General features: G+C 74.4%; 29 protein-coding genes. 16 read left to right on the forward strand and 13 right to left on the reverse strand.

The genetic code is table 11. From position 1 onward, the window contains the following. Window positions 1-35 precede the first annotated feature (35 nt). Together ACFP6A_RS04805 and ACFP6A_RS04810 are read left to right on the forward strand one after the other, a co-directional pair. Window positions 36-203 carry a DUF3117 domain-containing protein gene (locus ACFP6A_RS04805; protein WP_379601963.1) on the forward strand — a complete coding sequence of 56 codons (168 nt, stop codon included), beginning with the start codon at window positions 36-38 and terminating at the stop codon, window positions 201-203. A 14-nt stretch (window positions 204-217) separates the two neighbouring features. Continuing rightward, window positions 218-1,738: a leucyl aminopeptidase gene (locus tag ACFP6A_RS04810; protein WP_379601965.1), complete on the forward strand. Its 1,521-nt coding sequence runs from the start codon at window positions 218-220 to the stop codon at window positions 1,736-1,738. Here ACFP6A_RS04810 and ACFP6A_RS04815 read toward each other — a convergent pair. Beyond that, a complete protein-coding gene (locus tag ACFP6A_RS04815) occupies window positions 1,725-2,363 on the reverse strand; it encodes an O-methyltransferase (protein ID WP_379602168.1) in 639 nt (212 codons plus the stop codon). The genes ACFP6A_RS04810 and ACFP6A_RS04815 overlap by 14 nt on opposite strands. Before the next feature lie 127 nt (window positions 2,364-2,490). On the opposite strand from ACFP6A_RS04815, the gene sigE reads away from it, so the two are divergent. Genes sigE through ACFP6A_RS04835 form a run of 4 tightly spaced genes read left to right on the forward strand, consistent with a single transcriptional unit; the run spans window position 2,491 to window position 5,729 of the window. Beyond that, the gene (gene sigE, locus ACFP6A_RS04820) at window positions 2,491-3,069 is read left to right on the forward strand and encodes an RNA polymerase sigma factor SigE (protein WP_379602169.1); all 579 of its coding nucleotides are present in this window, start codon (window positions 2,491-2,493) and stop codon (window positions 3,067-3,069) included. Continuing rightward, window positions 3,066-4,031 carry a zf-HC2 domain-containing protein gene (locus ACFP6A_RS04825; RefSeq protein WP_379601966.1) on the forward strand — a complete coding sequence of 322 codons (966 nt, stop codon included), beginning with the start codon at window positions 3,066-3,068 and terminating at the stop codon, window positions 4,029-4,031. Before sigE ends, ACFP6A_RS04825 begins: the two co-directional genes overlap by 4 nt. A gap of 46 nt (window positions 4,032-4,077) precedes the next feature. Continuing rightward, complete coding sequence (locus tag ACFP6A_RS04830) at window positions 4,078-5,307, forward strand: S1C family serine protease (RefSeq protein ID WP_379601967.1); 1,230 nt, start codon at window positions 4,078-4,080, stop codon at window positions 5,305-5,307. Window positions 5,308-5,330: 23 nt separating this feature from the next. Continuing rightward, entirely contained in the window at window positions 5,331-5,729 is a 399-nt protein-coding gene (locus tag ACFP6A_RS04835) for a twin-arginine translocase TatA/TatE family subunit (RefSeq protein WP_379601968.1), read from the forward strand. Between the two features lie 88 nt (window positions 5,730-5,817). Here ACFP6A_RS04835 and ACFP6A_RS04840 read toward each other — a convergent pair whose 3' ends face one another. The 4 genes from ACFP6A_RS04840 to ACFP6A_RS04855 form a co-directional block, all read right to left on the reverse strand. Next, window positions 5,818-6,951: an Mrp/NBP35 family ATP-binding protein gene (locus ACFP6A_RS04840; RefSeq protein WP_379601970.1), complete on the reverse strand. Its 1,134-nt coding sequence runs from the start codon at window positions 6,949-6,951 to the stop codon at window positions 5,818-5,820. Between the two features lie 86 nt (window positions 6,952-7,037). Beyond that, window positions 7,038-8,900 carry an ATPase, T2SS/T4P/T4SS family gene (locus tag ACFP6A_RS04845; RefSeq protein ID WP_379601971.1) on the reverse strand — a complete coding sequence of 621 codons (1,863 nt, stop codon included), beginning with the start codon at window positions 8,898-8,900 and terminating at the stop codon, window positions 7,038-7,040. Next, window positions 8,897-9,469, reverse strand: coding sequence for a DUF1003 domain-containing protein (locus ACFP6A_RS04850; RefSeq protein ID WP_379601972.1), 573 nt, complete (start codon window positions 9,467-9,469; stop codon window positions 8,897-8,899). Before ACFP6A_RS04850 ends, ACFP6A_RS04845 begins: the two co-directional genes overlap by 4 nt. Then, entirely contained in the window at window positions 9,462-10,796 is a 1,335-nt protein-coding gene (locus ACFP6A_RS04855; protein ID WP_379601973.1) for a magnesium transporter MgtE N-terminal domain-containing protein, read from the reverse strand. Before ACFP6A_RS04855 ends, ACFP6A_RS04850 begins: the two co-directional genes overlap by 8 nt. Before the next feature lie 36 nt (window positions 10,797-10,832). On the opposite strand from ACFP6A_RS04855, the gene ACFP6A_RS04860 reads away from it, so the two are divergent. Then, a complete protein-coding gene (locus ACFP6A_RS04860; protein WP_379601975.1) occupies window positions 10,833-11,783 on the forward strand; it encodes a PhzF family phenazine biosynthesis protein in 951 nt (316 codons plus the stop codon). On the opposite strand, the gene ACFP6A_RS04865 is transcribed toward ACFP6A_RS04860, so the two are convergent. Continuing rightward, window positions 11,734-12,237: a hypothetical protein gene (locus ACFP6A_RS04865; RefSeq protein WP_379601976.1), complete on the reverse strand. Its 504-nt coding sequence runs from the start codon at window positions 12,235-12,237 to the stop codon at window positions 11,734-11,736. The two genes, ACFP6A_RS04860 and ACFP6A_RS04865, sit on opposite strands and share 50 nt — an antisense overlap. A gap of 73 nt (window positions 12,238-12,310) precedes the next feature. Here ACFP6A_RS04865 and ACFP6A_RS04870 point away from each other — a divergent pair, with 73 nt between their 5' ends. The 5 genes from ACFP6A_RS04870 (at window position 12,311) to ACFP6A_RS04890 (ending at window position 16,751) form a co-directional block, all read left to right on the forward strand. Next, entirely contained in the window at window positions 12,311-13,285 is a 975-nt protein-coding gene (locus ACFP6A_RS04870; RefSeq protein WP_379601977.1) for an HpcH/HpaI aldolase/citrate lyase family protein, read from the forward strand. 69 nt (window positions 13,286-13,354) lie between these two features. Then, window positions 13,355-13,933: a Dps family protein gene (locus ACFP6A_RS04875; RefSeq protein ID WP_379601978.1), complete on the forward strand. Its 579-nt coding sequence runs from the start codon at window positions 13,355-13,357 to the stop codon at window positions 13,931-13,933. A gap of 127 nt (window positions 13,934-14,060) precedes the next feature. Beyond that, window positions 14,061-15,260 carry an acyl-CoA dehydrogenase family protein gene (locus tag ACFP6A_RS04880; protein ID WP_379601979.1) on the forward strand — a complete coding sequence of 400 codons (1,200 nt, stop codon included), beginning with the start codon at window positions 14,061-14,063 and terminating at the stop codon, window positions 15,258-15,260. Between the two features lie 7 nt (window positions 15,261-15,267). Further along, entirely contained in the window at window positions 15,268-15,789 is a 522-nt protein-coding gene (locus ACFP6A_RS04885; protein ID WP_379601981.1) for a general stress protein, read from the forward strand. Continuing rightward, on the forward strand, window positions 15,786-16,751 hold the full coding sequence (locus ACFP6A_RS04890) for a serine/threonine dehydratase (RefSeq protein WP_379601983.1): 966 nt from the start codon (window positions 15,786-15,788) through the stop codon (window positions 16,749-16,751). The genes ACFP6A_RS04885 and ACFP6A_RS04890 overlap by 4 nt, the downstream gene beginning before the upstream one ends. 14 nt (window positions 16,752-16,765) lie before the next feature. On the opposite strand, the gene ACFP6A_RS04895 is transcribed toward ACFP6A_RS04890, so the two are convergent. From ACFP6A_RS04895 to ACFP6A_RS04905, 3 genes are read right to left on the reverse strand one after another with little or no spacing between them, the layout of a single operon-like run. After that, the gene (locus ACFP6A_RS04895; protein ID WP_379601985.1) at window positions 16,766-18,328 is read right to left on the reverse strand and encodes an aminopeptidase P family protein; all 1,563 of its coding nucleotides are present in this window, start codon (window positions 18,326-18,328) and stop codon (window positions 16,766-16,768) included. Beyond that, window positions 18,328-18,735, reverse strand: a complete 408-nt coding sequence (locus tag ACFP6A_RS04900) for a PIN domain-containing protein (protein WP_379601986.1) — start codon at window positions 18,733-18,735, stop codon at window positions 18,328-18,330. The genes ACFP6A_RS04895 and ACFP6A_RS04900 overlap by 1 nt, the downstream gene beginning before the upstream one ends. Next, window positions 18,732-18,962 (reverse strand): AbrB/MazE/SpoVT family DNA-binding domain-containing protein, encoded by a 231-nt coding sequence (locus ACFP6A_RS04905; protein ID WP_379601988.1) that lies wholly within the window; start codon window positions 18,960-18,962, stop codon window positions 18,732-18,734. Before ACFP6A_RS04905 ends, ACFP6A_RS04900 begins: the two co-directional genes overlap by 4 nt. 99 nt (window positions 18,963-19,061) lie before the next feature. On the opposite strand from ACFP6A_RS04905, the gene ACFP6A_RS04910 reads away from it, so the two are divergent. Next, complete coding sequence (locus ACFP6A_RS04910; RefSeq protein ID WP_379601990.1) at window positions 19,062-19,568, forward strand: MaoC family dehydratase; 507 nt, start codon at window positions 19,062-19,064, stop codon at window positions 19,566-19,568. Window positions 19,569-19,581: 13 nt separating this feature from the next. Here ACFP6A_RS04910 and ACFP6A_RS04915 read toward each other — a convergent pair whose 3' ends face one another. Continuing rightward, window positions 19,582-20,004 (reverse strand): NUDIX hydrolase, encoded by a 423-nt coding sequence (locus ACFP6A_RS04915; RefSeq protein ID WP_379601992.1) that lies wholly within the window; start codon window positions 20,002-20,004, stop codon window positions 19,582-19,584. Window positions 20,005-20,117: 113 nt separating this feature from the next. Between ACFP6A_RS04915 and ACFP6A_RS04920 the strand changes: the two genes are divergently transcribed. Both ACFP6A_RS04920 and ACFP6A_RS04925 read left to right on the forward strand, forming a co-directional pair. Next, a complete protein-coding gene (locus tag ACFP6A_RS04920) occupies window positions 20,118-20,765 on the forward strand; it encodes a DUF6758 family protein (protein WP_379601994.1) in 648 nt (215 codons plus the stop codon). A gap of 45 nt (window positions 20,766-20,810) precedes the next feature. Beyond that, a complete protein-coding gene (locus tag ACFP6A_RS04925; RefSeq protein WP_379601995.1) occupies window positions 20,811-21,668 on the forward strand; it encodes a PHP domain-containing protein in 858 nt (285 codons plus the stop codon). Here ACFP6A_RS04925 and ACFP6A_RS04930 read toward each other — a convergent pair. Together ACFP6A_RS04930 and ACFP6A_RS04935 are read right to left on the reverse strand one after the other, a co-directional pair. Further along, a complete protein-coding gene (locus tag ACFP6A_RS04930; protein WP_379601996.1) occupies window positions 21,592-22,446 on the reverse strand; it encodes an oxygenase MpaB family protein in 855 nt (284 codons plus the stop codon). The genes ACFP6A_RS04925 and ACFP6A_RS04930 overlap by 77 nt on opposite strands. A gap of 87 nt (window positions 22,447-22,533) precedes the next feature. After that, window positions 22,534-22,905 (reverse strand): ATP-binding protein, encoded by a 372-nt coding sequence (locus tag ACFP6A_RS04935; protein WP_379601998.1) that lies wholly within the window; start codon window positions 22,903-22,905, stop codon window positions 22,534-22,536. Window positions 22,906-23,009: 104 nt separating this feature from the next. Here ACFP6A_RS04935 and ACFP6A_RS04940 point away from each other — a divergent pair, with 104 nt between their 5' ends. Then, a complete protein-coding gene (locus ACFP6A_RS04940) occupies window positions 23,010-23,804 on the forward strand; it encodes a ParA family protein (protein WP_379602170.1) in 795 nt (264 codons plus the stop codon). A gap of 25 nt (window positions 23,805-23,829) precedes the next feature. Here the strand turns inward: ACFP6A_RS04940 and ACFP6A_RS04945 are convergent, their stop codons facing one another. Continuing rightward, complete coding sequence (locus ACFP6A_RS04945) at window positions 23,830-25,497, reverse strand: DEAD/DEAH box helicase (protein ID WP_379602171.1); 1,668 nt, start codon at window positions 25,495-25,497, stop codon at window positions 23,830-23,832. Between the last annotated feature and the right edge of the window lie 49 nt (window positions 25,498-25,546).

Consider the following 25,546-nt stretch of genomic DNA (forward strand, 5'->3'; position numbering starts at 1 on the left):
GGCAGGGACGCCGCTGACAGGAAGGGGATCGGCCCATGGCCGCGATGAAGCCGAGGACCGGTGACGGCCCGCTCGAGGTGACCAAGGAAGGTCGCGGCATCGTGCTGCGGATGCCGCTCGAGGGCGGTGGCCGGCTCGTCGTCGAGATGACGCCGGACGAGGCCAGCGACCTGGGCGAGGCCATCAGCTCGGTCGTCGGCTGACGGCCGCCGAGGAGGTGCCGACCGCCGCAGCCGATGAGCTGCCGCAGCTGTCCACCACGGCCGAGGTGTCCCCGCCGGCGGCCGACCTGACGGGTGTCGACGTCCTCGCCGTCCCGGTCCGCCGGGACGGCGAGTCGCCGTCCGCGGGACCGGGCACCGCCGAGGTGCTCGCGGCCGCCGGGCTCGACCTGGGCGGGCTCGTCGACTCCTTCGGGGTCACCGGTAACCCCGGCCAGGTCGCCGGTGTGCCCGTGCCCGCCGGCAGCGGCCTGCCGCAGCGGCTGCTGCTCGTCGGGACCGGTGACGGCGGGACGGTGCACCTGCGCCGCGCCGGTGCCGCCCTGGCCCGCGCGGTGCGGGGCCGCGGCCGGCTGGCGACCTCCGTGGTCGCCGGTGCGGCGCCCGACGTCGTCCGGGCGTTCGCGGAGGGCCTGCTGCTCGCGTCCTACCGGCCCCCGCGCACCGGTGTCACCAGCGGCCCCGAGGCCCCGGTGCGGCACGTGGTCCTGCTCGGGGCGCCCGCGGACGACGACGTGCTGGACGCCGTCCGCACCGCCGCCGAGGCGACCTGGCTGGTCCGCGACCTGGCCAACACGCCGTCCTCGACGAAGACGCCGCAGTGGGTGGCCGACCGGGCCGCTGAGGTCGCCGCCACCGTCCCCGGCCTGGAGGTCGAGGTGCTGGACGAGCGGCGGCTGGCTGCCGAGGGGTTCGGTGGCCTCGTCGCCGTCGGCGGCGGGTCCGCCTCCCCGCCACGGCTGGTGCGTGTGAGCTGGAGCCCCCGAGCCCGGCGCGCCGAGCACGTCGTCCTCGTCGGCAAGGGCATCACCTTCGACTCCGGCGGTCTGTCGATCAAGCCGCGTGAGGCGATGGTGCCGATGAAGACCGACATGGCCGGCTCCGCCGTGGTCCTGGCAGCGGTCGTCGCCGCGGCGCGCCGCCGGCTGCCGGTGCGCCTGACCGCCTTGCTGGCGCTCGCCGAGAACGCCGTGTCCGGGTCCTCCTACCGCCCCGGCGACGTCGTCCGGGTCTGGGGCGGCAGGACCGTGGAGGTCGCGAACACCGACGCCGAGGGCCGGATGGTGCTCGCCGACGCCCTGGCCTTCGCCGATGCCCGGCTCGCCCCCGACGTCCTCGTCGACGTCGCCACGCTGACCGGGGCGGCCTCCCTGGGCCTGGGACGGCGGCACGCGGCTCTCTACACCGCCGACGACGACCTCGCCGGCGCGCTGCAGGCCGCCGCCGAGGCCACCGGTGAGCTGGTCTGGCGGATGCCGCTCGTCGAGGACTACCGGCCGGCGCTGGACTCGACCGTGGCGGACCTGCGGCACGTGCCGTCGGACCCCAAGGTCGGGGGCGGCTCGGTGACCGCGGCACTGTTCCTGCGTGAGTTCGTCGGCGGCCGGCGCTGGGTGCACCTCGACATCGCCGGGCCGGCCCGCGCCGACAAGGACGAGCACGAGGTGACGAAGGGCGCCAGCGGCTACGGCGCCCGCCTGCTGCTGAGGTGGCTCGAGGACCTCAGCCGGCGCTGACCACGGCGACGAGCAGGCCGTCGCCGCTCGGGAGCATCGCCGGCACGAGTCGCTCGTCGTCGCGGACCCGCTTGCCCAGCTCGCGGATCGCCGTCGTCGTCTCGTCCCGTTGCGCCGGGTCGGCGACCTTGTCGTGCCACAGGGCGTTGTCCACGGTGAGCACCCCACCGGGGCGCAGCAGCCGCAGCGCCTGCTCGAGGTAGGCGTCCAGGTCCTGCTTGTCGGCGTCCAGAAGCACGAGGTCGTAGGCGTGGTCGGTGAGCCGCGGCAGCACGTCCAGCGCCCGGCCGGTGATCAGCCGGGTGCGGTTCGACCGGATCCCCGCCTCGGTGAACGTCTCGCGGGCGGCCCGGTGGTGCTCGGGCTCGACGTCGATCGTGGTCAGCACGCCGTCCGCCGGCATACCGCGCAGCAGGTACAGCCCGGAGACCCCGGTGCCGGTGCCCACCTCGACGACGGAGCGGGCGGCGCAGGCAGCGGCCAGCACGCGCAGGGCGGCGCCCACCCCGGCCCCCACGGGGACGCACCCGAGCTCCTCGGCGCGGGCGCGGGCGCGTTCGGTCACCTCGTCCTCGGGGACGAACTGCTCGGCGTAGGCCCAGCTGGCGGGCTTGGCTGCGCTGATGACGCACCTCCTCGTCGTGGTGGTGACACCCTAGTTGGCGGGGCGGTCGCTCGGCCGCGGGAACCACCGGGCGCACCGCGGCGTTGCAGGAGGCGACAAGCCGACCGGACCGACCGGACCGACCGGGCTGACCGGGCTGACCGGGCCGACGACGACGAGGAGGGCCGAGGTGGCCGACGAGCCGTGGGTGCCGCCCACCTGGGAGCAGGTGGTCCGCGAGCACTCCGCCCGGGTCTACCGACTGGCCTACCGACTCACCGGCGACCGGCACGACGCCGAGGACCTCACCCAGGAGGTCTTCGTCCGGGTCTTCCGGTCCCTGTCGAGCTACACGCCCGGTACCTTCGAGGGCTGGCTGCACCGGATCACCGTGAACCTGTTCCTCGACACGGTCCGGCGCCGGCAGCGGATCCGTTTCGACCCGCTCGCCGACGACGCCGCCGACCGGTTGCCGGGCACGGACGTCGGGCCGGAGCGCGCGTTCGAGCACGCTCACCTCGACCACGACGTCCAGGACGCGTTGAACCAGCTGCCCCCGGACTTCCGCGCCGCCGTCGTGCTGTGCGACGTCGAGGGGCTGTCCTACGAGGAGGTCGGCGCCGCCCTCGGGATCAAGCTGGGCACCGTCCGCTCGCGGATCCACCGCGGCCGGGCCCAGCTGCGCGCGCTGCTCGCCCACCGTGAGGCAGAGGTGAGGTCCCGGTGAGCCACCTCGGCGACCGGGTCACCGACCTCGTCGACGGCCGGCTGTCCCCGGACGCCGCCGAGCGGGCCGTCGCGCACCTCGCCGGCTGCCCGGACTGCCGGGCCGAGGTGGCCGCCGAGCGTGCCGTGCGCAACCGGCTGGCCACCGCGGCCGCCCCCGCCCCGCCGGACGGGCTCGTCGACCGGCTCGTTCGCCTCGGCGGTCCTACCGGTCCGCTGCCGCCGCGTGCCGACCGGGTGCCCGGGACCCCTGTCCCAGCGCCCGTCCCGTGGCCGCGCCGCGACCCGCGTCGCCGCTCGCTGGCCCTGGCCGGGGCCGGCGCGCTGTCCGCCGCCGTTCTCGGTCTCGTCGCGCTGACCGTGCTCGGCTCGGTGGCGGGAACCGCCCCCGAGCCGGTCGCCGTCCTGGCCGACATGCCTGGCCGGAGCGTGCCCGCCGCGAGCGTGCCCGCCGCGAGCCTGCCCGCCGGGAGCACGTCCGCCGGGAGCATGCCCGCCGAGGAGCTGGACGCCGAGATTCTGGGCGCCGAGGATCTGGACGCGCTTCGGGCCGAGGGGTGGCCGTGCCCGCCGCGCCTGGACGACCGGCTCCACCTCGTCCAGGCCCGCAGCCTGCTCGTCGACGGCAGCCCGGTGCTTCAGCTCACGTACTCCGACGGGCGCGCCACGGTGTCGGTGATCGAGGAGCGGGGCCGGATCGGCCCCGCCGACGCCGCGGCGCGGGTGGCCGTCCTCGACGAGGTGCTCGCCGCGGCGGCTCGTTCCGGCGGAGGGCACCACGTGCCCTGGCACGGGGTGTGGCAGAGCGGGGACGTCGTCGTCACCGTCGTCGCCGACGCCCCGCCCGAGGTGCTCGACCGGCTCGTCGAGGTCCTGCCGCACCGCCCGGCGGACGAGCCGGGCCTGTGGGACCGGGTCGGCCAGGGCGCCGACGTCGTCGGCGCCCTGCTGAGCGGCTCCTGAGGCCGCCCGGCACACTGTGGCCCACGGACGCGGCGAAGGAGCAGGCATGGGCGAGCAGTCACCCCCCGGCGGGAGCACGCCGTCCTGGTGGGACCGACCCCAGGACGGTCCCCTCGTCGGCCACGACGGCCCCGACTTCCCCGACACCGACCCGGCGGGGCAGGCAGGCTCCGTCCCGGCGCACCGGCCACCCCGGCGGCGCGTCGTGCCCGCGCTGCTCGCCCTCACCGCCGTCCTGCTCACCTCGCTCGCGGCCGGGTACGCCGGGGCGTGGCTGCACGACCGGACCACTGGGTCGGCGCCTCGGCTCGAGCTCGCCGAGCCCGCCGACGTCGACCGGCCCGCGGACTCGGTCGCCGGGGTCGCCGCCCGGGTGCTGCCGAGCGTGGTGTCGATCGAGGTGACGTTCCCCGGCGGTCAGGGCAGCGGCTCCGGCTTCGTCATCGGTGCGGACGGGTACGTCCTGACGAACAACCACGTCGTGGCGAACGGGGTCGACAGCGGCGACATCGTCGTCGTGTTCTCCGACGGGTCCCAGGCCGAGGCCGAGGTCGTCGGCCGCACCACCGGGTACGACCTCGCCGTGCTGCGCGTGGACCGCACCGGCCTGCCGGCCCTCGAGCTCGCCGACTCCGACGCGGTGGTCGTCGGCGACCCCGTCGTCGCAGTGGGCGCCCCGCTCGGGCTGGAGAGCACGGTGACCACCGGGATCGTCAGCGCGCTCAACCGGCCGGTGTCGGCCGGCAACGGCGACGAGAGCGCGTTCATCAACGCGATCCAGACCGACGCGGCGATCAACCCGGGCAACTCCGGTGGCCCACTCGTCGACCTGCAGGGCCGGGTGATCGGCGTCAACTCCGCGATCGCCCGCGCCCCGGGCAGCGGTCTGCAGGGCGCCGGGAACATCGGCCTCGGTTTCGCCATCCCGAGCACCCAGGCGGCCCGGACCGCGCAGGAGATCATCGACACCGGACGGGCCACGTACCCGGTGATCGGGGTGCTGCTCGACAGCAGCTACCGCGGCGAGGGGGTCAAGGTTGTCGAGGAGACCCCGGACGACCGCCCGGTCATCACACCGGGTGGGCCGGCGGACCGGGCCGGTATCCGGCCCGGAGACCTCATCGTCGCGTTCGAGGGTCGCCCGGTCACCGACCCCGACGAGCTCATCGTCGCGATCCGGGCGCAGCGCCCCGGCGACTCGGTCACCCTGACCGTTCGGCGGGACGGGCAGGACCGTGACGTCACCCTCGAGCTCGAGGAGGCCGAGAGTGACTGAGCCGCGCCGGATACGCTGCTGAGGTGCTCGGCATCAACGGCGGCGAGTTTCTCGTCCTGCTCGTCGTCGTGCTGCTCGTCGTCGGCCCGGAGCGGCTGCCGGACTACGCCGCCCAGCTCGGCTCGTTCGTGCGCCGGTTGCGACGGATGGCGCTCGATGCCCGTGAGCAGGTCCGCGAGGAGCTCGGCCCGGAGTTCGACGAGGTGGACTGGCGCAAGCTCGACCCCCGCCAGTACGACCCGCGGCGGATCGTCAAGGACGCGCTGAGCGAGGCGTGGGACGACGACCCCGGCGCGGCCTCCACCCGGTCCACGTCCTCGGGACCCGCTACCCGGTCGACGTCCTCAGGACGTCGCTACACCTCCGGACGACGTCCCGCGGTCCCCGGGGCGCCGCCACCCTTCGACGACGAGGCCACCTGACCCCCGATCTCTGGAGGCCTTCCGGGGTCTCAGCCCGCTTCGAGACCCCGGAAACCCTCCAGAGATCGCGTCTGGTGGGAGGTCGGGGCTAGTGGGCGACGGGGGACAGGCCGAGTTTGCGACCGGCGAGCCCGCGGGCGCGCTGGGAGAGCTGGCGGGCGACCCCGCGCAGCGCGACCGCTGCCGGGGAGTCCGGGTGCCCGAGGACGACCGGCGTGCCGGAGTCGCCGCCCTCGCGCAGTGCGACGTCCACCGGGACATGCCCGAGCAGCGGGACCTCCGCGCCGATCGACCGGGTCAGCCGGGCGGCGACCTCTGCGCCGCCGCCGGACCCGAACACGTCCATCCGGCTGCCGTCGGGCAGCTCGAGCCAGGACATGTTCTCCACGACCCCGACGACGTGCTGGTGGGTCTGCACGGCGATCGACCCGGCGCGCTCGGCCACCTCCGCCGCGGCCGTCTGCGGGGTGGTGACGACGAGCACCTCCGCCCCGGGCAGCAGCTGGGACGTGCTCAGGGCGATGTCGCCGGTTCCCGGCGGCAGGTCGAGTAGCAGCACGTCGAGGTCCCCGAAGAACACGTCGGAGAGGAACTGCTCGAGGGCACGGTGCAGCATCGGGCCGCGCCAGACCACCGGCTGGTTGCCGGGCACGAACATGCCGATCGAGATGACCTTCACGCCGTGCGCGACCGGCGGCAGGATCATGTCGTCGACCTGGGTCGGTGCCTGCTGCACGCCCAGCATCCGGGGCACGGAGAAGCCGTAGACGTCGGCGTCCACCACGCCGACCCGCAGCCCGTCGGCGGCCATCGCTGCGGCGAGGTTGACGGTCACCGAGGACTTGCCGACGCCGCCCTTGCCGGAGGCGATCGCGTAGACACGGGTCAGCGAGCCGGGGCGCGCGAACGGGATCTCCCGCGCCACCTGCCCGCCGCGCAGCTTCGTGCGCAGCGCCTCACGCTGGTCGTCGTCCATGACGTCGAGTTCCACCCGCACCGCGGTGACGCCGGGCACCTCGCTCACCGCCCGGGTCACGTCCCGGGTGATCGTGTCCCGCATCGGGCAGCCCGCCACCGTGAGGTAGACGGCCACGTCGACCGAGCCGTCCTGCGCGATGTCCACCGACTTCACCATGTCGAGCTCGGTGATCGGCCGGCGGATCTCCGGGTCGTCGACGCGGGCCAGGGCCTCGCGGACGGCGTCCATCGTCGGGGAGGGCATGTCCCCCAGGGTAGGTCCTGGCGGAGGCGCACGAGACCGCGGTCCAGCAGGCGGCGGTCCAGCAGGAGGCTGGTCAGGACGGCTGTTCAGGGGACGGCGGTCCGGCACCAGGGGCAGACCCGCCAGTCCGGTTCCAGGGCGCGGTTGCAGGAGCCGCAGTGGCCCCGGTCCAGCGTCGTCGTGCACCACGGGCAGACCAGCATGTCGTGGGCGACCGGGCGCTCGCACGCCGGGCAGTGCCGGCCCCCGCTCGCGTCGCTGTGGGTGACCCGGACGGCCTCCTCGAAGGTGGTCTCCCCGCGCCGCGCCTTCTCGATCGCCGCGGCCCGCAGCGTCATCATCCCGGCAGCGCGGGCCTGCGCGCCCACCGCGTCCTCCGACGGGTTCTTCAGCAGCACGCTGCGCATACCGGCGTCGACCTCGAGCACCTCGAACACCGCGGTGCGACCGCGGTAGCCGGTGCCGCCGCACTCCGGGCAGCCGGTGCCGCGCAGCGGCGTCGCGTCCAGGACGTCGTCGAGGCGCAGCCCGAGCAGGGCCAGGGTCGCCTCGTCCGGCACGTAGCTCTCGGCGCAGGTCGGGCACGGCCGGCGGACGAGCCGCTGGGCCAGCGACGCGGTCAGCGAGGACGCGACGAGGAACGGCTCGACGCCCATGTCGACGAGCCGGGTGAGCGCGGCGACCGCCGAGTTCGTGTGCAGGGTGGTGAGCACGAGGTGCCCGGTCAGCGAGGCGCGCAGGGCGAGCTCGGCGGTCTCGGCGTCGCGGACCTCGCCGACGAGCACGATGTCCGGGTCCTGGCGCAGCACCGAGCGCAGCCCGGCCTGGAACGTCATCCCGGTCCGGGTGTTCACCTGCACCTGGGTGATCCCGGGCAGCTGCACCTCGACCGGGTCCTCGAGGGTGACGATGTTCTTCTCCGGGGTGAGGATCTCGGCGATCGCCGAGTACAGCGTGTTGGTCTTGCCCGAGCCGGTCGGCCCGGTGATCAGCACGAGCCCCTGGGGGACGGACAGCGCCGAGCGGAACACCGCGAGCTGGCCGGGCTCGAAGCCGACCTCGGCGAGCGGGGTCACCTGGTCACCGCGGGTCAGCAGCCGGATGACGACCTTCTCGCCGTGCAGCCCGGGCAGGCTCGAGACGCGGCAGTCCACGGGGGTGCCGTCGACGACGATCCGGGTGCGCCCGTCCTGGGGCACCCGGCGCTCGGCGATGTCGAGGCCGGACATGATCTTGAGCCGGCTGATCACCGAGGGTGCCACCCGTCGGCTCGTGGTCATCACGTCACGCAGCAGCCCGTCGACCCGGAAGCGCACCCGCAGCGCCTCGCGCTGGGTCTCCACGTGGATGTCCGAGGCTCCCAGCCGGACGGCGTCGGAGAGCACCCGGTTGACGAGCTGGACGATCGGGGCGTCGTCGTCCGGTCCGGCCCCCGGGTCGTCGGGGTCGTCGTCGACCGCGTCGCCGAGGATCGCGGTGACACCAGGGTCGTCCTGGCCCAGCGCCCACGCCCGGGTCAGGTGGTCGCGGATCTGCGACTGCCCCGCGACGACGACGGTGACGTCCGCGACCCCGGTGTGCAGCCGGACGTCGTCCAGGGCCATCACGTCGGTGGGGTCGGACATCGCCACGACGAGGGAGTCCCCGTCCCGGTCGACGACGACCGCCGAGCTGCGCTCGGCCACCTGCCGGGGGAGCAGCCGGACGACGTCGGGGGCGGGCGGTGTCCGGCCCAGGTCGATCGTGCCCAGCCCGAGGTGCGCCGCGAGGGCAAGGCTGATCATTCGCTCGTCGGCGTAGCCGAGCTCGACGAGCAGCTCGCCGAGCCGCTTGCGCGGCCCGGGCCGCTCCCGCTGCACGTTGAGAACGGTGTGCAGCTCCTCGACGGTCAGCAGACCGGCCTCGACCAGCACGTCACCGAGACGCTTGCGGACGGTGGGCTCGCTCACTCCTGCGACTTCGGCACGTCGGGCCCCGAGGTGTAGCGGTGGTGCTCCTCGAGCTCCTCGAGGAGGTTGCGCAGCTCCGAGCGCAGGAAGTCGCGGGTGGCCACCTCCCGCATCGCGATCCGCAGCGCGGCGACCTCGCGCGCCAGGTACTCGGTGTCGGCGAGGTTGCGTTCCGCCCGCTGCCGGTCCTGCTCGAAGGCGACCCGGTCCCGGTCGTCCTGCCGGTTCTGCGCGAGCAGGATCAGCGGGGCGGCGTAGGAGGCCTGCAGGGACAGGATGAGGGTCAGGAGGGTGTAGTTCAGCGCCCGCGGGTCGAACTGCAGCTCCGGCGGGGCGAACGTGTTGTAGGCCAGCCACACCCCGACGAACGCCGTCATGTAGACGAGGAAGCGTGGCGTCCCCATGAACCGGGCGATCCGCTCCGACCAGCGCCCGAACGCCTCGGGGTCCACTCTCGGGCGGCGCACCAGGCGACGGCGGGCCTCGCGCGGGGTGTCCAGCCCCTCGCCGCGGCGGCGGTGGCCGCGGCGGTGCCGCTCCCGCTGGTCGCGCTCGCGCTCCTCAGCCACCGGAGCCCTCCTGCTGCGGTGCCTGCTCCGGCGCCTGTTGCGGTGCTTGCTCCGGTGGCCCGGTCTGCTCCTCGGCCTCGGCGTGCAGCTCGTCCTGCTCACGCCAGTCCTCGGGCAGGATGTGGTCGAGGACGTCGTCCACGGTGACGACGCCGAGGAGCCGGCCGTCGTCGTCGGTGACCGGCAACGACACGAGGTTGTAGGTGGCCAGGCGGCGGGTGACCAGTCCGAGCGGGGCGTCGACGCCGATCGGTTCGACGTCCGGGTCCAGGATGGCCCCGATCGGCTGGTGCGGCGGCTCCCGCAGCATCCGCTGGATGTGGACGACGCCGAGCAGCCGACCGGTGGGGGTCTCCAGCGGGGGGCGGCAGACGAACACCGCGGCGGCCAGCGCGGGTGAGAGCTCGGAGCGCCGGACGTGCGCCAGCGCCTCCGCGACGGTGGCCTCCGGGCCGAGGATGACCGGCTCGGTGGTCATCAGGCCGCCGGCGGTGTTCTCGCCGTAGGCGAGCAGGCGGCGCACGTCCCGGGCCTCGTCCGGCTCCATCAGCAGCAGCAGCTGCTCCTGCTGGTCGGCGGGCAGCTCGCCGAGGAGGTCCGCCGCGTCGTCCGGTTGCATCGCCTCCAGGACGTCGGCGGCACGCTCCCGGCGCAGGGCGGAGAGGATCTCCACCTGGTCGTCCTCGGGCAGCTCCTCCAGGACGTCGGCCAGCCGCTCGTCGTCCAGGGCCGCGGCCAGCTCCAGGCGCCGCTTGTCGGACAGGTCGTGCAGCAGGTCGGCGATGTCGGCCGCCTTCATCTCCTCCAGGGAGGCGGCCAGCATGGTCGCGCCCTGCTCGAGCTGGTGGCCGGCCAGGCCGGTGACCTCCTCGTAGTCGAGCAGCAGGGTCTCCCCGCGGCGGCGCAGCCCGCGGTGGGTGCCCTTGCGGACGAAGACCTTGGACAGCTCCCAGTCACGGGTCCGCAGCTGCTCGATCGCGACGTCCTCGACCGTGGCCTCCTCGCCGGTCTCGACGATCCGGACGGTCCGCTCGAGCATCTCGTGGATGACGAGGGTCTCCGTCGGCCGCTGCTCGAACCGGCGCATGTTGACCAGGCCCGTGCTGATCACCTGGCCGGCGTCCATCGACGTGACCCGGGTCATCGGCAGGAACACCCGCCGCCGGCCGGGGACCTCGACGACGAGCCCGACCGCGCGTGGCCGACGGCGCCCTGGCCGGAACAGCACGACGGCGTCGCGCACCCGGCCGACCTCGTCCCCGAGGGGGTCCAGGACGCGCAAGCCGGCCAGGCGCGCCACGAACACCCTCGCCGGCGCACCGCTCACACGGGGCAGGTTATCGGCCGGCTCTAGAGTCGCCCTGTGAGCGACACCCTGGCCTTCGAGGTCGTCGACGTGTTCACCAGCGAACCCTTCCGCGGCAACCCGCTCGCGGTCGTGCTCGGCGCCGAGGCGCTGGACACCGCGCAGCTGCAGGCGATAGCCGTGGAGTTCGCGCTGTCCGAGACCGCGTTCCCGCTGGCACCGACCGCGGCGGAGCGGGAGCGCGGCGTGGACTACCGGCTGCGGATCTTCACTCCGCGCACCGAGCTCCCCTTCGCCGGGCACCCGTCGGTCGGCACGGCGTGGCTGATGGCCCGGCGCGGGCACGTTCCCGCCGGGCGGGTCGTGCAGGCCTGCGGCGCCGGGGACCTGCCGCTGGAGGTGGCGGCCGACGGCGGCCGTGTCCTGCTGACCGGCGGGACGCCGTCACTGGGCCCTGAGGTCGACGCCCAGGCGGTGCTCGAGGCCGTGGGCCTGGCCGTCGCCGACCTGGCCGGCCCGGCTCCGCGGACGGCAGGCACCGGTATCGACTTCTGCTACCTGGGCGTGCGCGGGGACGCGCTCGCGCGGGCGGAGGCCGACGTGCGGGCCCTGCGCGGCGTCGGGAGCGTGCTGCTGTTCGACTGGAACGAGGGGCACCCGGTGCGCGCCCGCATGTTCGCCCCCGACCTCGGTGTCGCCGAGGACCCCGCGACCGGCTCGGCGGCGCTGGGCCTGGGCGTCTTCGCCGTCGCCTCGGGGCTGCTGCCCGCCGAGGGCACCAGCCGGTTCACCGTGCTGCAGGGGGTGGAGATGGGCCGGCCGTCCCACCTGCACGTCGAGGTGGACGCCGCCGGCGGGCGGGCGGTCGCGGCCCGGGTCGCCGGGGACGTCGTCCCGGTCTCCTCCGGGCGGATCGTCGTGCCGCCGCCGGCACCTGGCGGCCCGGTCCCTGCGGACGTCAGCGGCGGCGGCGTCCGCCGAGGTGGAACGGACTCCGCCGGACGGTGACCGCCGGGGTCGGGACCGGAGGGGACGCGCCGGAGGCGTCGTCGTAGCCGCCTGGCTGCTCGGTCGGTGGACCGGCCGGGACGAGGCGCAGCACCCGGGAGCCGGTCGCCCACCGCTGCGGCAGGGTCTCGGGGTCGGCGGCGTTGAGCCGCTCGGCGCGCAGCGCCTCCACCGTCGCCGCCCACACCGGGTCGCCCGGGTCGAGCACCTCCACCCGGGCCGGGAACGTCAGCAGCCGGGAGCCGGTCGCCTTGCTCCGGACGACGACCTCGACCTCGCGGACGTCGTCCGGGACCGGGTCCGGCTGCTCCTCGCCGCCCACCACCACGGCGACCGCACCCTCGTGCCACACGGACCACACCGGCCGGGCCGGCTGCCCGGCGGCGCGGACCCAGACCAGCGGGCTGCGGCGGCAGGCCTCGGCGACCAGCGGGTCCGTCGCCCTCTCGCTCACCCGGCGAGCGTGCCAGACCTGGCGAGCAAGGTCACGGTGACACCGCCGGGTCTCGTCGGTAACGTCCGGCACCATGCCGATCTCCGACGCCGCCCGCACGCTGCGCCCCCGCCGCTCCAACCTCGCCGTGCCCGGGTCGAGCACGAAGATGATCACGAAGGCGAAGGGGCTGCCCGCCGACCAGGTGTTCCTCGACATCGAGGACGCCGTCGCCCCGCTGGCGAAGCCGGAGGCCCGCCGGAACATCGTCGCCGCCCTCACCGAGGGGGGATGGGGCGAGAAGGTGCGCACGGTCCGGGTCAACGACTGGACGACGCAGTGGACGTACACCGACGTCGTCGAGGTGGTGAGCGGGGCCGGCGCCGACCTCGACTGCATCATGCTCCCGAAGGTGCAGAGCGCCGACCAGGTCGTCGCGCTGGACCTGCTGCTCACCCAGATCGAGAAGAGCGAGGGGCTCGAGGTCGGCCGGATCGGGATCGAGGCGCAGATCGAGAACGCCCGCGGCCTCATCGCGGTGGACGCGATCGCCGCGGCGAGCCCGCGGGTGGAGACCATCATCTTCGGGCCGGCGGACTTCATGGCGAGCATCAACATGAAGTCCCTCGTGGTCGGGGAGCAGCCGCCCGGTTACGACGTCGGGGACGCCTACCACTACATCCTCATGCGGATCCTCATGGCCGCCCGGGCCAACGACCAGCAGGCCATTGACGGCCCGTACCTGCAGATCCGGGACGTCGAGGGGTTCACCCGGGTGGCGAGGCGGTCGGCGGCGCTGGGCCTGGACGGCAAGTGGGTGCTGCACCCCGGTCAGATCGACGCCGCGAACGAGGTGTTCAGCCCGCGCCAGGAGGACTACGACCACGCCGAGAACATCCTCGACGCCTACGAGTGGTACACCTCCGAGGCCGGCGGCAAGCGCGGGGCGGCGATGCTCGGCGACGAGATGATCGACGAGGCGTCGCGGAAGATGGCGCTCGTCATCGCCGGCAAGGGCCGGGCCGCAGGGATGCAGCGCAGCGACCGCTGGACGCCGCCGCAGGACTGAGCACGTCGAGGCGAGCGTCACGTCGCGTCCGACGTGCACGGTGCCTCGCCCCGGCATACGGTGCCGGGTATGGCTACGAAGAAGAGCGCCGCCGTCCCCGCGTACACCGTCCCGGGCCTGTCCACCGACGACGGAGGCCGCGTCGCCGAGGTCCTGCAGGACCGGCTCAACGCCCTGCAGGACCTGGCCATGACGCTCAAGCACGTGCACTGGAACGTCACCGGTCCGCAGTTCATCGGCGTCCACGAGATGCTCGACCCGCAGGTCGACGCCGTCCGTGCCATGGTCGACGCGGTCGCCGAGCGGATCGCCACCCTCGGGGCCTCCCCGGTCGGCACCCCCGGTGCGCTCGTCGCCCAGCGCAGCTGGGACGACTACAGCATCGGCCGGGCCAGCGCGATCGAGCACCTGGGCGCCCTCGACGTCGTCTACACCGGGGTGATCGGCGCCCACCGCGAGGCGATCGAGACCGTCGGTGAGATCGACCCCGTCACCGAGGACATGCTCGTCGGTCAGGTCGGCCAGCTCGAGATGTTCCACTGGTTCATCCGGGCCCACCTGGAGAACTCCGGTGGCGAGCTGTCCACGCAGGGCGCGAGCACCGAGGGCGCGGCGGCGAAGAAGGCGTCCACCCGGCGGACCGCGTAAGCGACGAACCGGTGCGGCAGGTCCCGTGCGGCGTGCGGGTGGCCCGCCTCACGTCGTCCGGGGCTCGCCGTTCGCCGGCCGGGCCGCAATACTCCGCGGTGACCGTCGGCGACACTCCGGAGGACGCATGGGCCGTCTGCAGCACACCGAGGGACTGACCGAGGACCAGCAGGAGCTGCTGGGCCTGGTCCGGCAGTTCGTCGACGAGCAGGTCCTGCCCGTCGCCACCGAGCTCGAGCACCGGGACGAGTACCCGACGGAGATCGTCGAGGCGATGAAGGAGATGGGGATCTTCGGCCTGACGATCCCCGAGGAGTACGGCGGCCTCGGCGAGTCGCTGCTCACCTACGCGCTGTGCGTGGAGGAGCTCGCCCGCGGGTGGATGAGCATCAGCGGCATCGTCAACACCCACTTCATCGTCGCGTACATGCTGCTCCAGCACGGCACCGAGGAGCAGAAGCGGCGCTACCTGCCGCGGATGGCGACCGGCGAGGTGCGTGGCGCGTTCTCGATGAGCGAGCCCGGCTGCGGCTCCGACGTCTCCGGCATCCGCTCCAAGGCCGTCCGCGGCGAGGACGGCGCCTGGACGCTGACCGGCCAGAAGATGTGGCTGACCAACGGTGCGTCGGCCAACCTCGTCGCCGTCCTCGTCCGCACGGACACCGGCGCGGAGTCGGTGTACCGCAACATGTCGACGTTCCTGGTGGACAAGGAGCCCGGGTTCGGCGAGACGGCCCAGGGCATCGTCGTGCCGGGGAAGATCGACAAGATGGGCTACAAGGGCGTCGACACCACCGAGCTCGTGCTCGACGGCCACCGGAGCACCGACGACCAGATCCTCGGCGGGCAGCCGGGGCGTGGCTTCTACCAGATGATGGACGGTGTCGAGGTCGGCCGGGTCAACGTCGCCGCCCGGGGCTGCGGGGTGGCGATGCGTGCCTTCGAGCTCGGCGTCGCCTACGCCCAGCAGCGGGAGACCTTCGGCAAGAAGATCGCCGACCACCAGGCGGTGCTGTTCCGGCTCGCGGAGATGGCCACCAAGGTCGAGGCCGCGCACCAGATGATGGTGATGGCGGCGCGGACCAAGGACGCCGGTGACCGCAACGACCTCGAGGCCGGGATGGCCAAGTACCTCGCCAGCGAGTACTGCGCCCAGGTCGTCGAGGACTCCTTCCGCATCCACGGCGGCTACGGCTACTCCAAGGAGTACGAGATCGAGCGGCTCTACCGCGAGGCGCCGATGCTGCTCATCGGCGAGGGCACCGCGGACATCCAGCGGATGATCATCGGCCGACGGTTGCTCGAGGCCTACCCGAGTAGGGGATGATGCCCGCATGTCGAACGTGAACCCGATGGGCCGCTCACCGCTCGCCGTCCCGACCCCGCCGAAGGGGGTCGAGATCGCGGACTACCCGACGTACCTCGAGGCCCAGAAGGCGGTCGACTACCTGTCGGACCACCAGTTCCCGGTCCAGCTCGTCACCATCGTCGGTGTCGACCTCAAGATGGTCGAGCGGGTCACCGGCCGGCTCAGCTACCCCCGCGTCGCCCTTGCCGGCGCGGCGTCGGGCGCGTGGTTCGGCCTGTTCGTCGGTCTCCTGCTGTCGCTGTTCAGCCCGGGGACCACACTGTTCGAGACCGTCCTGCCCGCGCTGCTCATCGGCGCCGGCTTCGGGATGCTCTTCGGGGTCATCTCCTACTCCTTCACCGGCGGCCGGCGGGACTTCACCTCGACCAGTCAGATCGTCGCCGGCCGGTACTCGGTGCTGTGCGCCGAGGAGGAGGCCGGACGGGCCCGCCAGATGCTCGCCGACCTCGCACAGGGCCGCCCGGCAGGCACGCACGACACACCGTGACGACCGGCGGTACCCGAACCGGCCTCACCACCCGCGCCGACGTCGAGGCCGCCCGCGCCCGGATCGGCCGCACCGTGCGCCGCACCCCGGTGCTCCGTGTCGAGCCGGCGGCGCTCGGAGGTGCACCGGGTGCCGCGCCGGTCGCGCTGAAGCTCGAGATGCTGCAGCACACCGGCTCGTTCAAGGCCCGCGGCGCGCTCAACGCGCTGCTGACCGCGGGTGACCTGCCCGCTGCCGGTGTGGTCGCCGCCAGCGGCGGCAACCACGGCCTGGCGGTGGCCTGGGCGGCCGCCCGGCTCGGTGCCCCGGCGACGGTCTTCGTCCCCGAGACGGCGCCGGGCGCCAAGGTCGCCGGGCTGCGTGCCCTCGGGGCCGACGTCCGGCTCGTCGGGACCCGGTACGCCGAGGCCCTCGCCGCGGCCCGGGAGCGCGTGCTGCAGACCGGGGCGCTCGCCGTCCACGCCTACGACGAACCCGCAGTGGTCGCCGGCCAGGGCACCGTCGGCCTGGAGCTCGCCGAGGACGCCCCGGACGTCGACACGGTGCTCGTCGCGGTCGGGGGCGGTGGGCTGGCCGGAGGGGTCGCCGCCGCGCTGCGGGGGACGGCGCGCGTCGTGGGGGTCGAGCCCGTGGGCTGCCCGACGTGGCACCGGGCCCGTGCCGCCGGGGTGCCGGTGGACGTCGAGGTCGGCGGGGTCGCGGCCGACTCCCTCGGTGCGACCCGGCTGGGCGCGCTGGGCTTCGCCGCGCTCACCGAGGCCGGCGCGGGCTCGGTGCTCGTGGACCCGGACGCGGTGCTCGCCGCACGACACCTGCTGTGGCAGCGGCTGCGCCTCGCCGTCGAGCCCGGCGCGGCGGTGGCCGCCGCGGCCCTGCTGTCGGGGGCCTACCGGCCCCAGCCGGCGGAACGGGTCGCCGTCGTGCTGTGCGGCGCGAACAGCGACCCCGTCGACCTGGCCTGACCGGCGAGCGCCGGCTACCGGGCGCGCAGCGACGCCATCCAGGCCTCGACCTCCTCCGGGCGGCGGGGGAGCATCCCGCTGAGGTTCTCGCCCCCGTCCTCGGTGACCAGCACGTCGTCCTCGATCCGGACGCCGATGCCGCGTAGCTCCTCGGGGACGGCGAGGTCGTCGGCCTTGAAGTACAGGCCCGGTTCGATGGTGAACACCATGCCCGGGCGCAGCTCGGCGTCCAGGTACATCTCCCGGCGTGCCTGGGCGCAGTCGTGCACGTCGATGCCGAGGTGGTGGGAGGTGCCGTGCACCATCCACCGCCGGTGGTACCCGCCGCGCTCGGGGTCGAGGGACTCCTCGGCGCTGACCGGCAGCAGTCCCCACTCCGCCAGCCGCTCGGCGATCACCCGCATCGCCGCGCCGTGCAGGTCACGGAACCGGGACCCCGGCCGGGCGACGGCGAACGCGGCGTCCGCCGCCTCGAGGACGGCCGAGTACACGCGGCGCTGGGCGTCGGTGAACCGTCCGTCCACCGGCAGGGTGCGGGTGACGTCGGCGGTGTAGAGGGAGTCCACCTCGACGCCGGCGTCGACGAGCACCAGCTCGCCGGGGCGCACCGGGCCGTCGTTGCGGATCCAGTGCAGGGTGCAGGCGTGCTCCCCGGCGGCCGCGATGGTGTCGTAGCCGACGCCGTTGCCCTCCCTCCGCGCCCGGGACTCGAACGCGGTCTCCACCACCCGCTCGCCCCTGGGGTGCCCGACGGCCTCGGGCAGGGCCCGGACGATGTCGGCGAAGCCCCGGGCGCTGGCCTCGACCGCGAGCCGCAGCTGGGCCACCTCCCAGTCGTCCTTGACCAGGCGCGACTCGGACAGCGCCTCGGCGAGGGCGGCGTCGAGGTCGGCGTACTCCTCCGCGGTGAGCCCGCTGCCCTGCCGGACGGCGGTCACCTCGCGCTCCACCGCCGGGTCGGCGTCCGGGACGACGCGCACCCGCACACCGCCCGGGCCGACGTCCTTGCGCAGGGCGTCGGGCAGCTCCTCGACGTGCCGGCAGCGCAGGCCGAGCTCGGCCTCGACCTCGGCCAGGCTGGGGCGGGCCCCTACCCACAGCTCGCCGTAGCGGGAGTCGGCGTAGAACTCCTCGGTGTCGCGGTCCGCGCGCGGCCGGAAGTAGAGCACCGCCTCGTGGCCGCCGTCGGTCGGGTCGAGCACGAGGACGGCGTCCGGCTCCCGGTCGGTGCCCAGGCCGGTGAGGTGCGCGAACGCCGAGTGCGGGCGGAAGCGGTAGTCGGTGTCGTTGCTGCGGACCTTCAGCGGGCCGGCCGGGACGACGAGGCGGTCGCCGGGGAAGGCGGCCGAGATGCGTTCGCGCCGGGCGGCGGCGTAGGGGGCGGCCTCGCTCCGCGGGGGCAGCGCGTCCGGTCGGGGGGCCCAGTCGGCGGCGATGAAGCGCTTGAACGCCTCGGAGGTGGGTCGCTGGCTGCGGTTGGATCCCCGGTCGCTCAGCGGCTGCTCCGGCGGTGTCTCCGAGGTCTCCGGCGTGTCTGCGGTCTCCGGCGTGCCCGGCTCACGTGTCATACCGGCCATCATCGCGCACCCGGCTGCGCTCTGAGGTCCCTCCACCGCCACGACGAGCCGGGGACGAGAAGCTCCGGGTCGCCGGTCCACAGCGCGGCGTCGTGGAGGACAGCAGTGGCGGCCGCGAACGCGTCGGCGTACGCCAGGGGGTGCCCGGCCTTGATGCGGGCGGCTTCGAGGACTGTGCGCTCGTCGGGCAGGACGCAGGTGACGAGCGCACGGAGGTCACGCGTCGCCTCGGCCGCTGCGTCTTCGCCGTGGGCGCGGAGCACGACGTAGTGGACCTCGCCCAGGTTGATCCAGCTCATCACCGGCCGTTGCTCCTCCAGGAGCTGGGCAACGGCGTCGGCGGCTGGTGGGGCGTCCTCGAGGAACCGCAGCACCGCCCACGAGTCGAGGACGACGCTGACGCTCACGGAGCCGACTCGCGGACGCGGTCGGCGGCGCGGTCCGCCTCCAGCTGCGCAGTCAGGTCGGAGCCACGGAACCTGCCACGAAGGTGCGGGCGGTGGACTGCCCGGTAGACCGCGACATGGTCACCGTGACGCGAGAAGCTGACTTCGTCGCCCGGCTGGATGCCGAGCTGGTCGCGCAGGGCCTTCGGGATCACCACCTGCCCCTTGGTCCCGACCCGGTGAGTCATACTTCGCAGTATAACTCTCGTGACTGAGGACACCCACCGCTGGCGCGGTCCCTCCGGCACGATGTGCCGCGGTCGGACCACTCGCGAGGAGGAGCAGCCATGCAGTTCGGTCGCACGTTCGAGGAGTTCGAGGTGGGTGCGGTCTACAAGCACTGGCCCGGTAAGACGGTGACGGAGTACGACGACCACCTGTTCTGCCTGCTGACGATGAACCACCACCCGCTGCACCTGGACGCGAACTACGCGGAGCACACGACGCAGTTCCGCCGGAACGTCGTCGTGGGCAACTACGTGTACTCGCTGCTGCTCGGGATGTCCGTGCCGGACGTCTCCGGCAAGGCGATCGCCAACCTCGAGGTGGAGTCGCTCAAGCACGTCGCCCCGACGTTCCACGGCGACACGATCTACGGGCAGACCGAGGTGCTCGACAAGCGGGAGTCGACGAGCAAGGACGACCGCGGCATCGTCTCGGTCGAGACCCGGGGCTACAACCAGGACGGGACGCTGGTCTGCGTCTTCCGCCGCAAGGTGATGGTGCCCAAGCAGAACTACCTCGACGCCCGGGGCGGGGAGCAGCCGGCCCGCCCCGAGCCGGCCGGTGGGTAGTCCGGCAGCGCGCTCAGACCCGAGGCAGCGCGTCCCACGCCGTCAGCGCCTGCCGGAGGCCCTCGACCACGGTCAGGGTCTCGAGGGCCGCGGCGTCCACCCACCGGGCGTCCGTGGCGTCGTCCGCGGGCCGCGGGTCCGTGGCGCCGTCCACGGTGCACAGGTAGTCGCGGATCACGTACACGCCGCCGGTCGGGGCGTCCCGGCGGACGGCGCCCAGCAACGGCCCCACTTGGACCCGTAACCCCGTCTCCTCGGCCACCTCCCGGGCGACGGCCCGGACGTCGTCCTCGCCGGCCTCCACCCGTCCACCGGGCACGGACCACAGCCCGGCGCCCGGCGGGTTCCGCCGCCGGACGAGCAGCAGCCGACCCGTCTCGTCGTGCACGACCGCGCCGACGCAGGGGATCTCGGCGCCGGGCGCCACCTCGTTCACGTCTGGCAGGGTAGGCGGGCTGCAGGGTAGGCGTCTGGCCGGGTCGGCGGCCGGGGAGGTGAGGGCACCGGGGTCCCTTGACCCGGGGAACCCGGGACGGGACCGTGACCTGCGTGCGGAACGAACCCTGCTGCCCCCGGTGCGCGGAGCCGGTGCGCCCGCCGGGGCTGCGGGCCAGCGGCTGGACCTGCCCCGCTCACGGCCAGGTCCCACCGTTCCAGCCGCCGCACCCGCCGTCCGCCGCGTGGCTGGCCGACGTCGCCCGCCGGTCCACCGTCCCGGTCTGGGTGCCGTGGCCCCTGCCGCACGGCTGGCTGCTCAGCGGCGTGGGCGAGGCCGGAGCGGCGCGGCAGGGGCCGGTCGCCACCGTCGTGGCTGTGTCGGGTCCCAACCCCACGCCCAACCCGGCCGTGCCCGGTGAGCATCCCGCCGACGTCCTCCTCGTCGCCGAGGGTCCCGGCGTCGGTCTCGGCGCGTCGCTGGCCGGGCTGGGCGACGTCGACCCCGGCGAGACGGTGGTGACCGGCCGTCCGGACGTCAAGGTCCACGCCCACGGCCAGCACACCCCGTTGTGGCACGTGGACGGCGCCGGCGACCGGGTCGCGTTCGTCGGTGAGTCCCGTGGTGTGTGGCTGTGGGTGCTGGTGTGGCCGGCGTCGGCGTCCGCGCTGCTGCTCGAACCGCTCGAGCTCGTCGACGTCCGCGAGGGCGGGCCGGCGCTGTTCCCGCCCACCGGGGCCGCGTGCCCGCGGCTGACCTGACCGGTGCCCGTCCTGGGTCGAGGGGCCCGGCCGTAGGCTCCGCTGGTGCGCATCGACCTCCACACGCACTCCACCGCCTCCGACGGCACCCAGCCGCCCGCCGAGGTGGTCCGCAGCGCCGTCGAGGCCGGTCTGGACGTCGTCGCGCTCACCGACCACGACACCACCGCCGGGTGGGCCGAGGCGGCCGACGCCGCCCGTCGGTACGGGATCGTCCTGGTGCCGGGAACCGAGGTCTCGTGCTCCTACCACGGGGTGAGCGTCCACCTGCTGAGCTACCTGCAGGACCCTGCCGCGCCGGGGCTGCTGACCGAGACCGAACGCGCCCGGGAGTCGCGCCTGCACCGCGCCGAGCGCATGGTCGAGCTCGTGGCCGCCGACTACCCGCGCCTGACCTGGCAGGCCGTCCTCGACCACACCCGCGCAGGGACGACCGTCGGGCGCCCCCACCTGGCCGACGCGCTGGTCGACCTCGGCTACTTCCCGGACCGGGACACCGTTTTCCGTGACGTGCTCACCGAGCGGTCCCGGTACTACGTGCCGCACTACGCGCCCGACCCGGTCACGGCGGTGCGTCTGGTCCGCGAGGCCGGCGGCGTGCCGGTCTTCGCCCACCCGCTGGCCAGCCGGCGCGGGCGCACCGTCGGGGATGACGTCGTCGAGGCCATGGTGGACGCCGGACTGGCCGGGTTGGAGGTCGACCACCGGGACCACGACCCCGAGCAGCGGGAGCACCTTCGGGCCCTGGCGCGCCGGTGGAACCTCATCGTCACCGGGTCCAGCGACTACCACGGGGACGGCAAGCCGAACCGGATCGGGGAGAACCTCACCGCCGAGGAGGAGTACCTGCGGATCCTCGAGCAGGCGACGGGCTCGGCGCCGGTGCGTCCAGGCCAGCCCTAGGCTCGACCCGCCACGACCGGGGGCCGGTCAGCGTCGTGCGCACCATCCGCAGCGCCGTGTCCACCCCGGTCCCGACCAGCCCCGCGGCGCCGGGCAGCTCCGCCAGGGCGTACATCCGCCGCGCCCAGTCGGGAAGCGCCGCGAACGCCAGTCCGGACACCCCCGCCCAGACCGGCAGCTCGGTGAGGTCCTCGGCGGGGGACACCACCTCCTGGGCCAGGCGGCGGCTCGCCGGGCCGACCGCCAGCTCGGCGCGCGTGCGGTTCAGGTGCTCGGTGAGCGCCGCCACGGTCGAGGGGACGACGTCCGGCTCCAGCCCGCACAGCGACGCCGCCCGGACCTGCTCGGCGACGTAGTCGTCGGCCTCCTGGTCGGTGAGCCGCAGCCCGCCGCGGCGCACCACGGTGAGGAACGAGTCGACCCGGCAGACGTGCTCCCACAGCAGCAGGTCCTCGTCGTCCCCCTGCCAGCGTCCGCCCACGCTGCGGGACCCGGTCAGCGTCCCGATGACGGCCCGGGCCCGGGCCGCCACGGTCAACGCCTCCGCCGCGCTGCCGAACGTGGTGATCGTGACGGCGTCGGTGAGGTCCCGCAACCGGCCCCACGGGTCGTCCCGCAACCGGGCACGGGTCAGGTAGTCGCGCTGGGCGGTGGCGTCGTCGGCGACCGGGTGCAGCGCTCGCAGCAGCAGGGCGCGCAGGCCGGCCAGGCCGACGAGCGGATCGGCGTGCACGCGCCACGTCACGCTCGCCGGCGAGAACAGCCCGGCATCGGTCATGCCCCTACGGTGACGGGGATCGACGAAGATCGCAGGTCGGCGCGCCGGCCGGGGCGGTCGGCGGGCGGCGTCCCGGAGCCCGTGCGCTCAGCCCGCCGGCAGCTCGAACCAGACCCGTTTGCCGCCGTCCGCCGTCCGGTACCCCCACCGGTCGGAGAGGGTCTCCACGAGGTGCAGCCCGCGGCCGTCGACGTCGGTGGGCGCGGCGCGGCGGGGTGACAGGGTGCCGCCGGCGTCGTCGTCGACCTCGACCCGCAGACGCCGGTCGTCCACCCCGGCGCGCACCCGGATCGGGCCGCTGCCGTGCCGGATCGCGTTCGTCACCAGCTCGCTGGTCAGGAGCACCGCCACCTCGGCGGGCTCGCCGTCGATACCCCAGGTGGAGAGCGCCCTGGCCAGGATGCGCCGAGCGCGCCCGACCTCACGGGGGCCTGTGCCCAGCTCGGCGATCAGCTCCACGACCGGGATTGTTCCGCATCGGCGGCCCCAGGCGAGAATGGCCCGGGCACCGGCGTGCCGCCGGCACCCGCGTCGACGAGAGAGGCAGGCCCGTGACCCTGACGATGGCGGTGGCCAACCAGAAGGGCGGCGTGGCCAAGACGACGACCGTCGCCTCCCTGGGCGCGGCGTTCGCGGAGCTGGGCCTGCGTCCGCTGCTCGTCGACCTCGACCCGCAGGCCTGTCTGACGTTCTCCCTCGGCATCGACCCGGACGCCGTCGAGGTGTCCGTGCACGAGGTGCTCACCGGTGCCGCGACCGCGGCCGAGGCGCTGCTGGAGGCCGACGACGGCGTCGACGTGCTGCCCGCGGCCATCGACCTGGCCGGCACCGAGGCCGTGCTGCTGCCCCGCCCGGGTCGGGAGTACGTGCTGCGTACCGTCCTGGAGCCGGTCGCGGGACGGTACGACGTCGTCCTGCTGGACTGCTCGCCCTCGCTGGGGGTGCTGACCCTGAACGCGCTGACCGCCGCCGACGAGCTGCTCGTGCCGTTGCAGGCCGAGATGCTCAGCCACCGCGGCGTGGGACAGCTGCTCGACACCGTCGCCGACGTCCAGCGCATCCTCAACCGCGACCTCGTCGTCCGCGGTCTGCTGCCGACGATGTTCGACGGCCGGACCGTCCACGCGCGGGCCGTGCTGGCTGACGTCCAGGAGCGCTACGGGCTGCCGGTGCTGAGCCCACCGATCCCCAAGTCGGTGCGGTTCGCCGAGGCCCCCGCGGTCGGCCGTTCGATCCTGCGGACGTCGAGGGGCTCGAAGGGAGCCGAGGCCTACCGGGCGGTGGCCGCAGGGCTCGTCCAGGCGTGGGGGCTCCAGCCGCACGACCCGGCGGCCGCGGCCGAGCAGGCGCGCCGCTAGCCCGTACGGCGGCGGACCAGCTCGGTCAGCCCTCGGACTGCTGCCCACCCGCGCCGCGGCCACCACGGCGACGGCGACGCCGGCGCGGTGCGCCGTCGCGTCCGGTCGACGCACCGGCCGCCGACGGCTCCGACCCGCCCTCGGCTCGGGCCGAGCCCTGCGGCTCCCCGGCTGACGTGCCCACGGGCTCACCACTGCGGGTGCGGGTGCGGGTGCGGCTGCGGCTGCGACGCGGGCGGTCCCCGGCCTCCTCGCCGTCACCGCCGTGCCGGCTGGAGCGTTCGCCCGCGCGGGCACCCCCGCGGCCACGGGACCGGTCGCCGTCCCCGGACCGTCCGGCCCTGTCCCCGGACCGGCCGCCCGGGCGTCGCTGCCCGGTCTCCCCGAGGTCCTCGAGCTGTTCGGCGTCCAGGCCCGGGCGGGTCCGGGCGGACCGGGGCAGCCGCCCGGTCGTCCCCTCGGGGATGTTGAGCTCGGCGTACAGGTGCGGCGAGGTCGAGTACGTCTCGACCGGCTCCGGGATCCCGAGGTCGAGCGTCCGGTCGATCATCGCCCAGCGGTGCAGGTCGTCCCAGTCCACGAAGGTCACCGCGGTCCCGGTGTTCCCCGCGCGGGCGGTGCGCCCGATCCGGTGCAGGTACATCTTCTCGTCCTCGGGGCACTGGTAGTTCACGACGTGGGTGACGTCGTCCACGTCGATACCACGGGCGGCGACGTCGGTCGCCACCAGGACGTCGATCTTCCCGTTCCGGAAGGCTCGCAGGGCCTGCTCACGGGCTCCCTGACCGAGGTCACCGTGCAGCGACCCGGCGGCGAAGCCGCGCTCGGCGAGCTGCTCGGCGACGTTGGCGGCGGTGCGCTTGGTCCGGGCGAACACGATCGTCAGGCCGCGGCCCTCCGCCTGCAGCAGCCGGGCCAGCACCTCGATCTTGTCCATCGCGTGCGCCCGGTAGACGACCTGGGTGACCGCGGCGACGGTGGCGCCGGTGTCCTCGGGGTCGGTGGCCCTGATGTGGGTGGGCTGGGTCATGTACCGGCGGGCCAGGGCCACGACCGGGCCGGGCATCGTCGCCGAGAAGAGCATGGTGTGCCGGCCGGCCGGGGTCAGGGAGAGCAGCCGCTCGACGTCCGGGAGGAACCCGAGGTCGAGCATCTCGTCGGCCTCGTCCAGGACGACGGCGCGGGCGTACCGCAGCTCGAGGTGACCCTGCTGAGCCAGGTCGAGCAGGCGCCCAGGGGTGCCGACGACGATCTCGACGCCGCGCTGCAGCGCCTCGACCTGCGGCTCGTAGGCGCGCCCGCCGTACACGGTGAGCACCCGCGCAGCCCGGCGCCGGCTCGCGACCTGCAGGTCTCCGGCCACCTGGACGGCGAGCTCGCGGGTGGGCACGACGACGAGGGCCTGCGGCTTGCCGGGCGCCTCGAGGTCGTCCCAGCCCGGCTCGCCGGGTCCGGCCACCCGCTGCAGCAGGGGGATGCCGAAGCCGAGCGTCTTGCCGGTCCCGGTCTTGGCCTGGCCGATGATGTCGTGGCCCTGCAGCGCCACCGGCAGCGTCATCGCCTGGATCGGGAAGGGGTAGGTGATGCCGACCTCGGCGAGCGCCTCGACGATCTCGGCCTGGACGCCGTAGTCGGCGAAGCTGCGCTCGGCCAGCTCGGTACGGGTGGGCTCGACCGTCTCGGCGGTCTGGATGTCGTTCTCTGGTGTGATCTCGTCGACGGACAGGGGAGGACCTCACATC

Origin of the sequence: Quadrisphaera sp. GCM10027208 (assembly GCF_042658805.1) — a bacterium.
GTDB lineage: Bacteria > Actinomycetota > Actinomycetes > Actinomycetales > SCSIO-59966 > SCSIO-59966.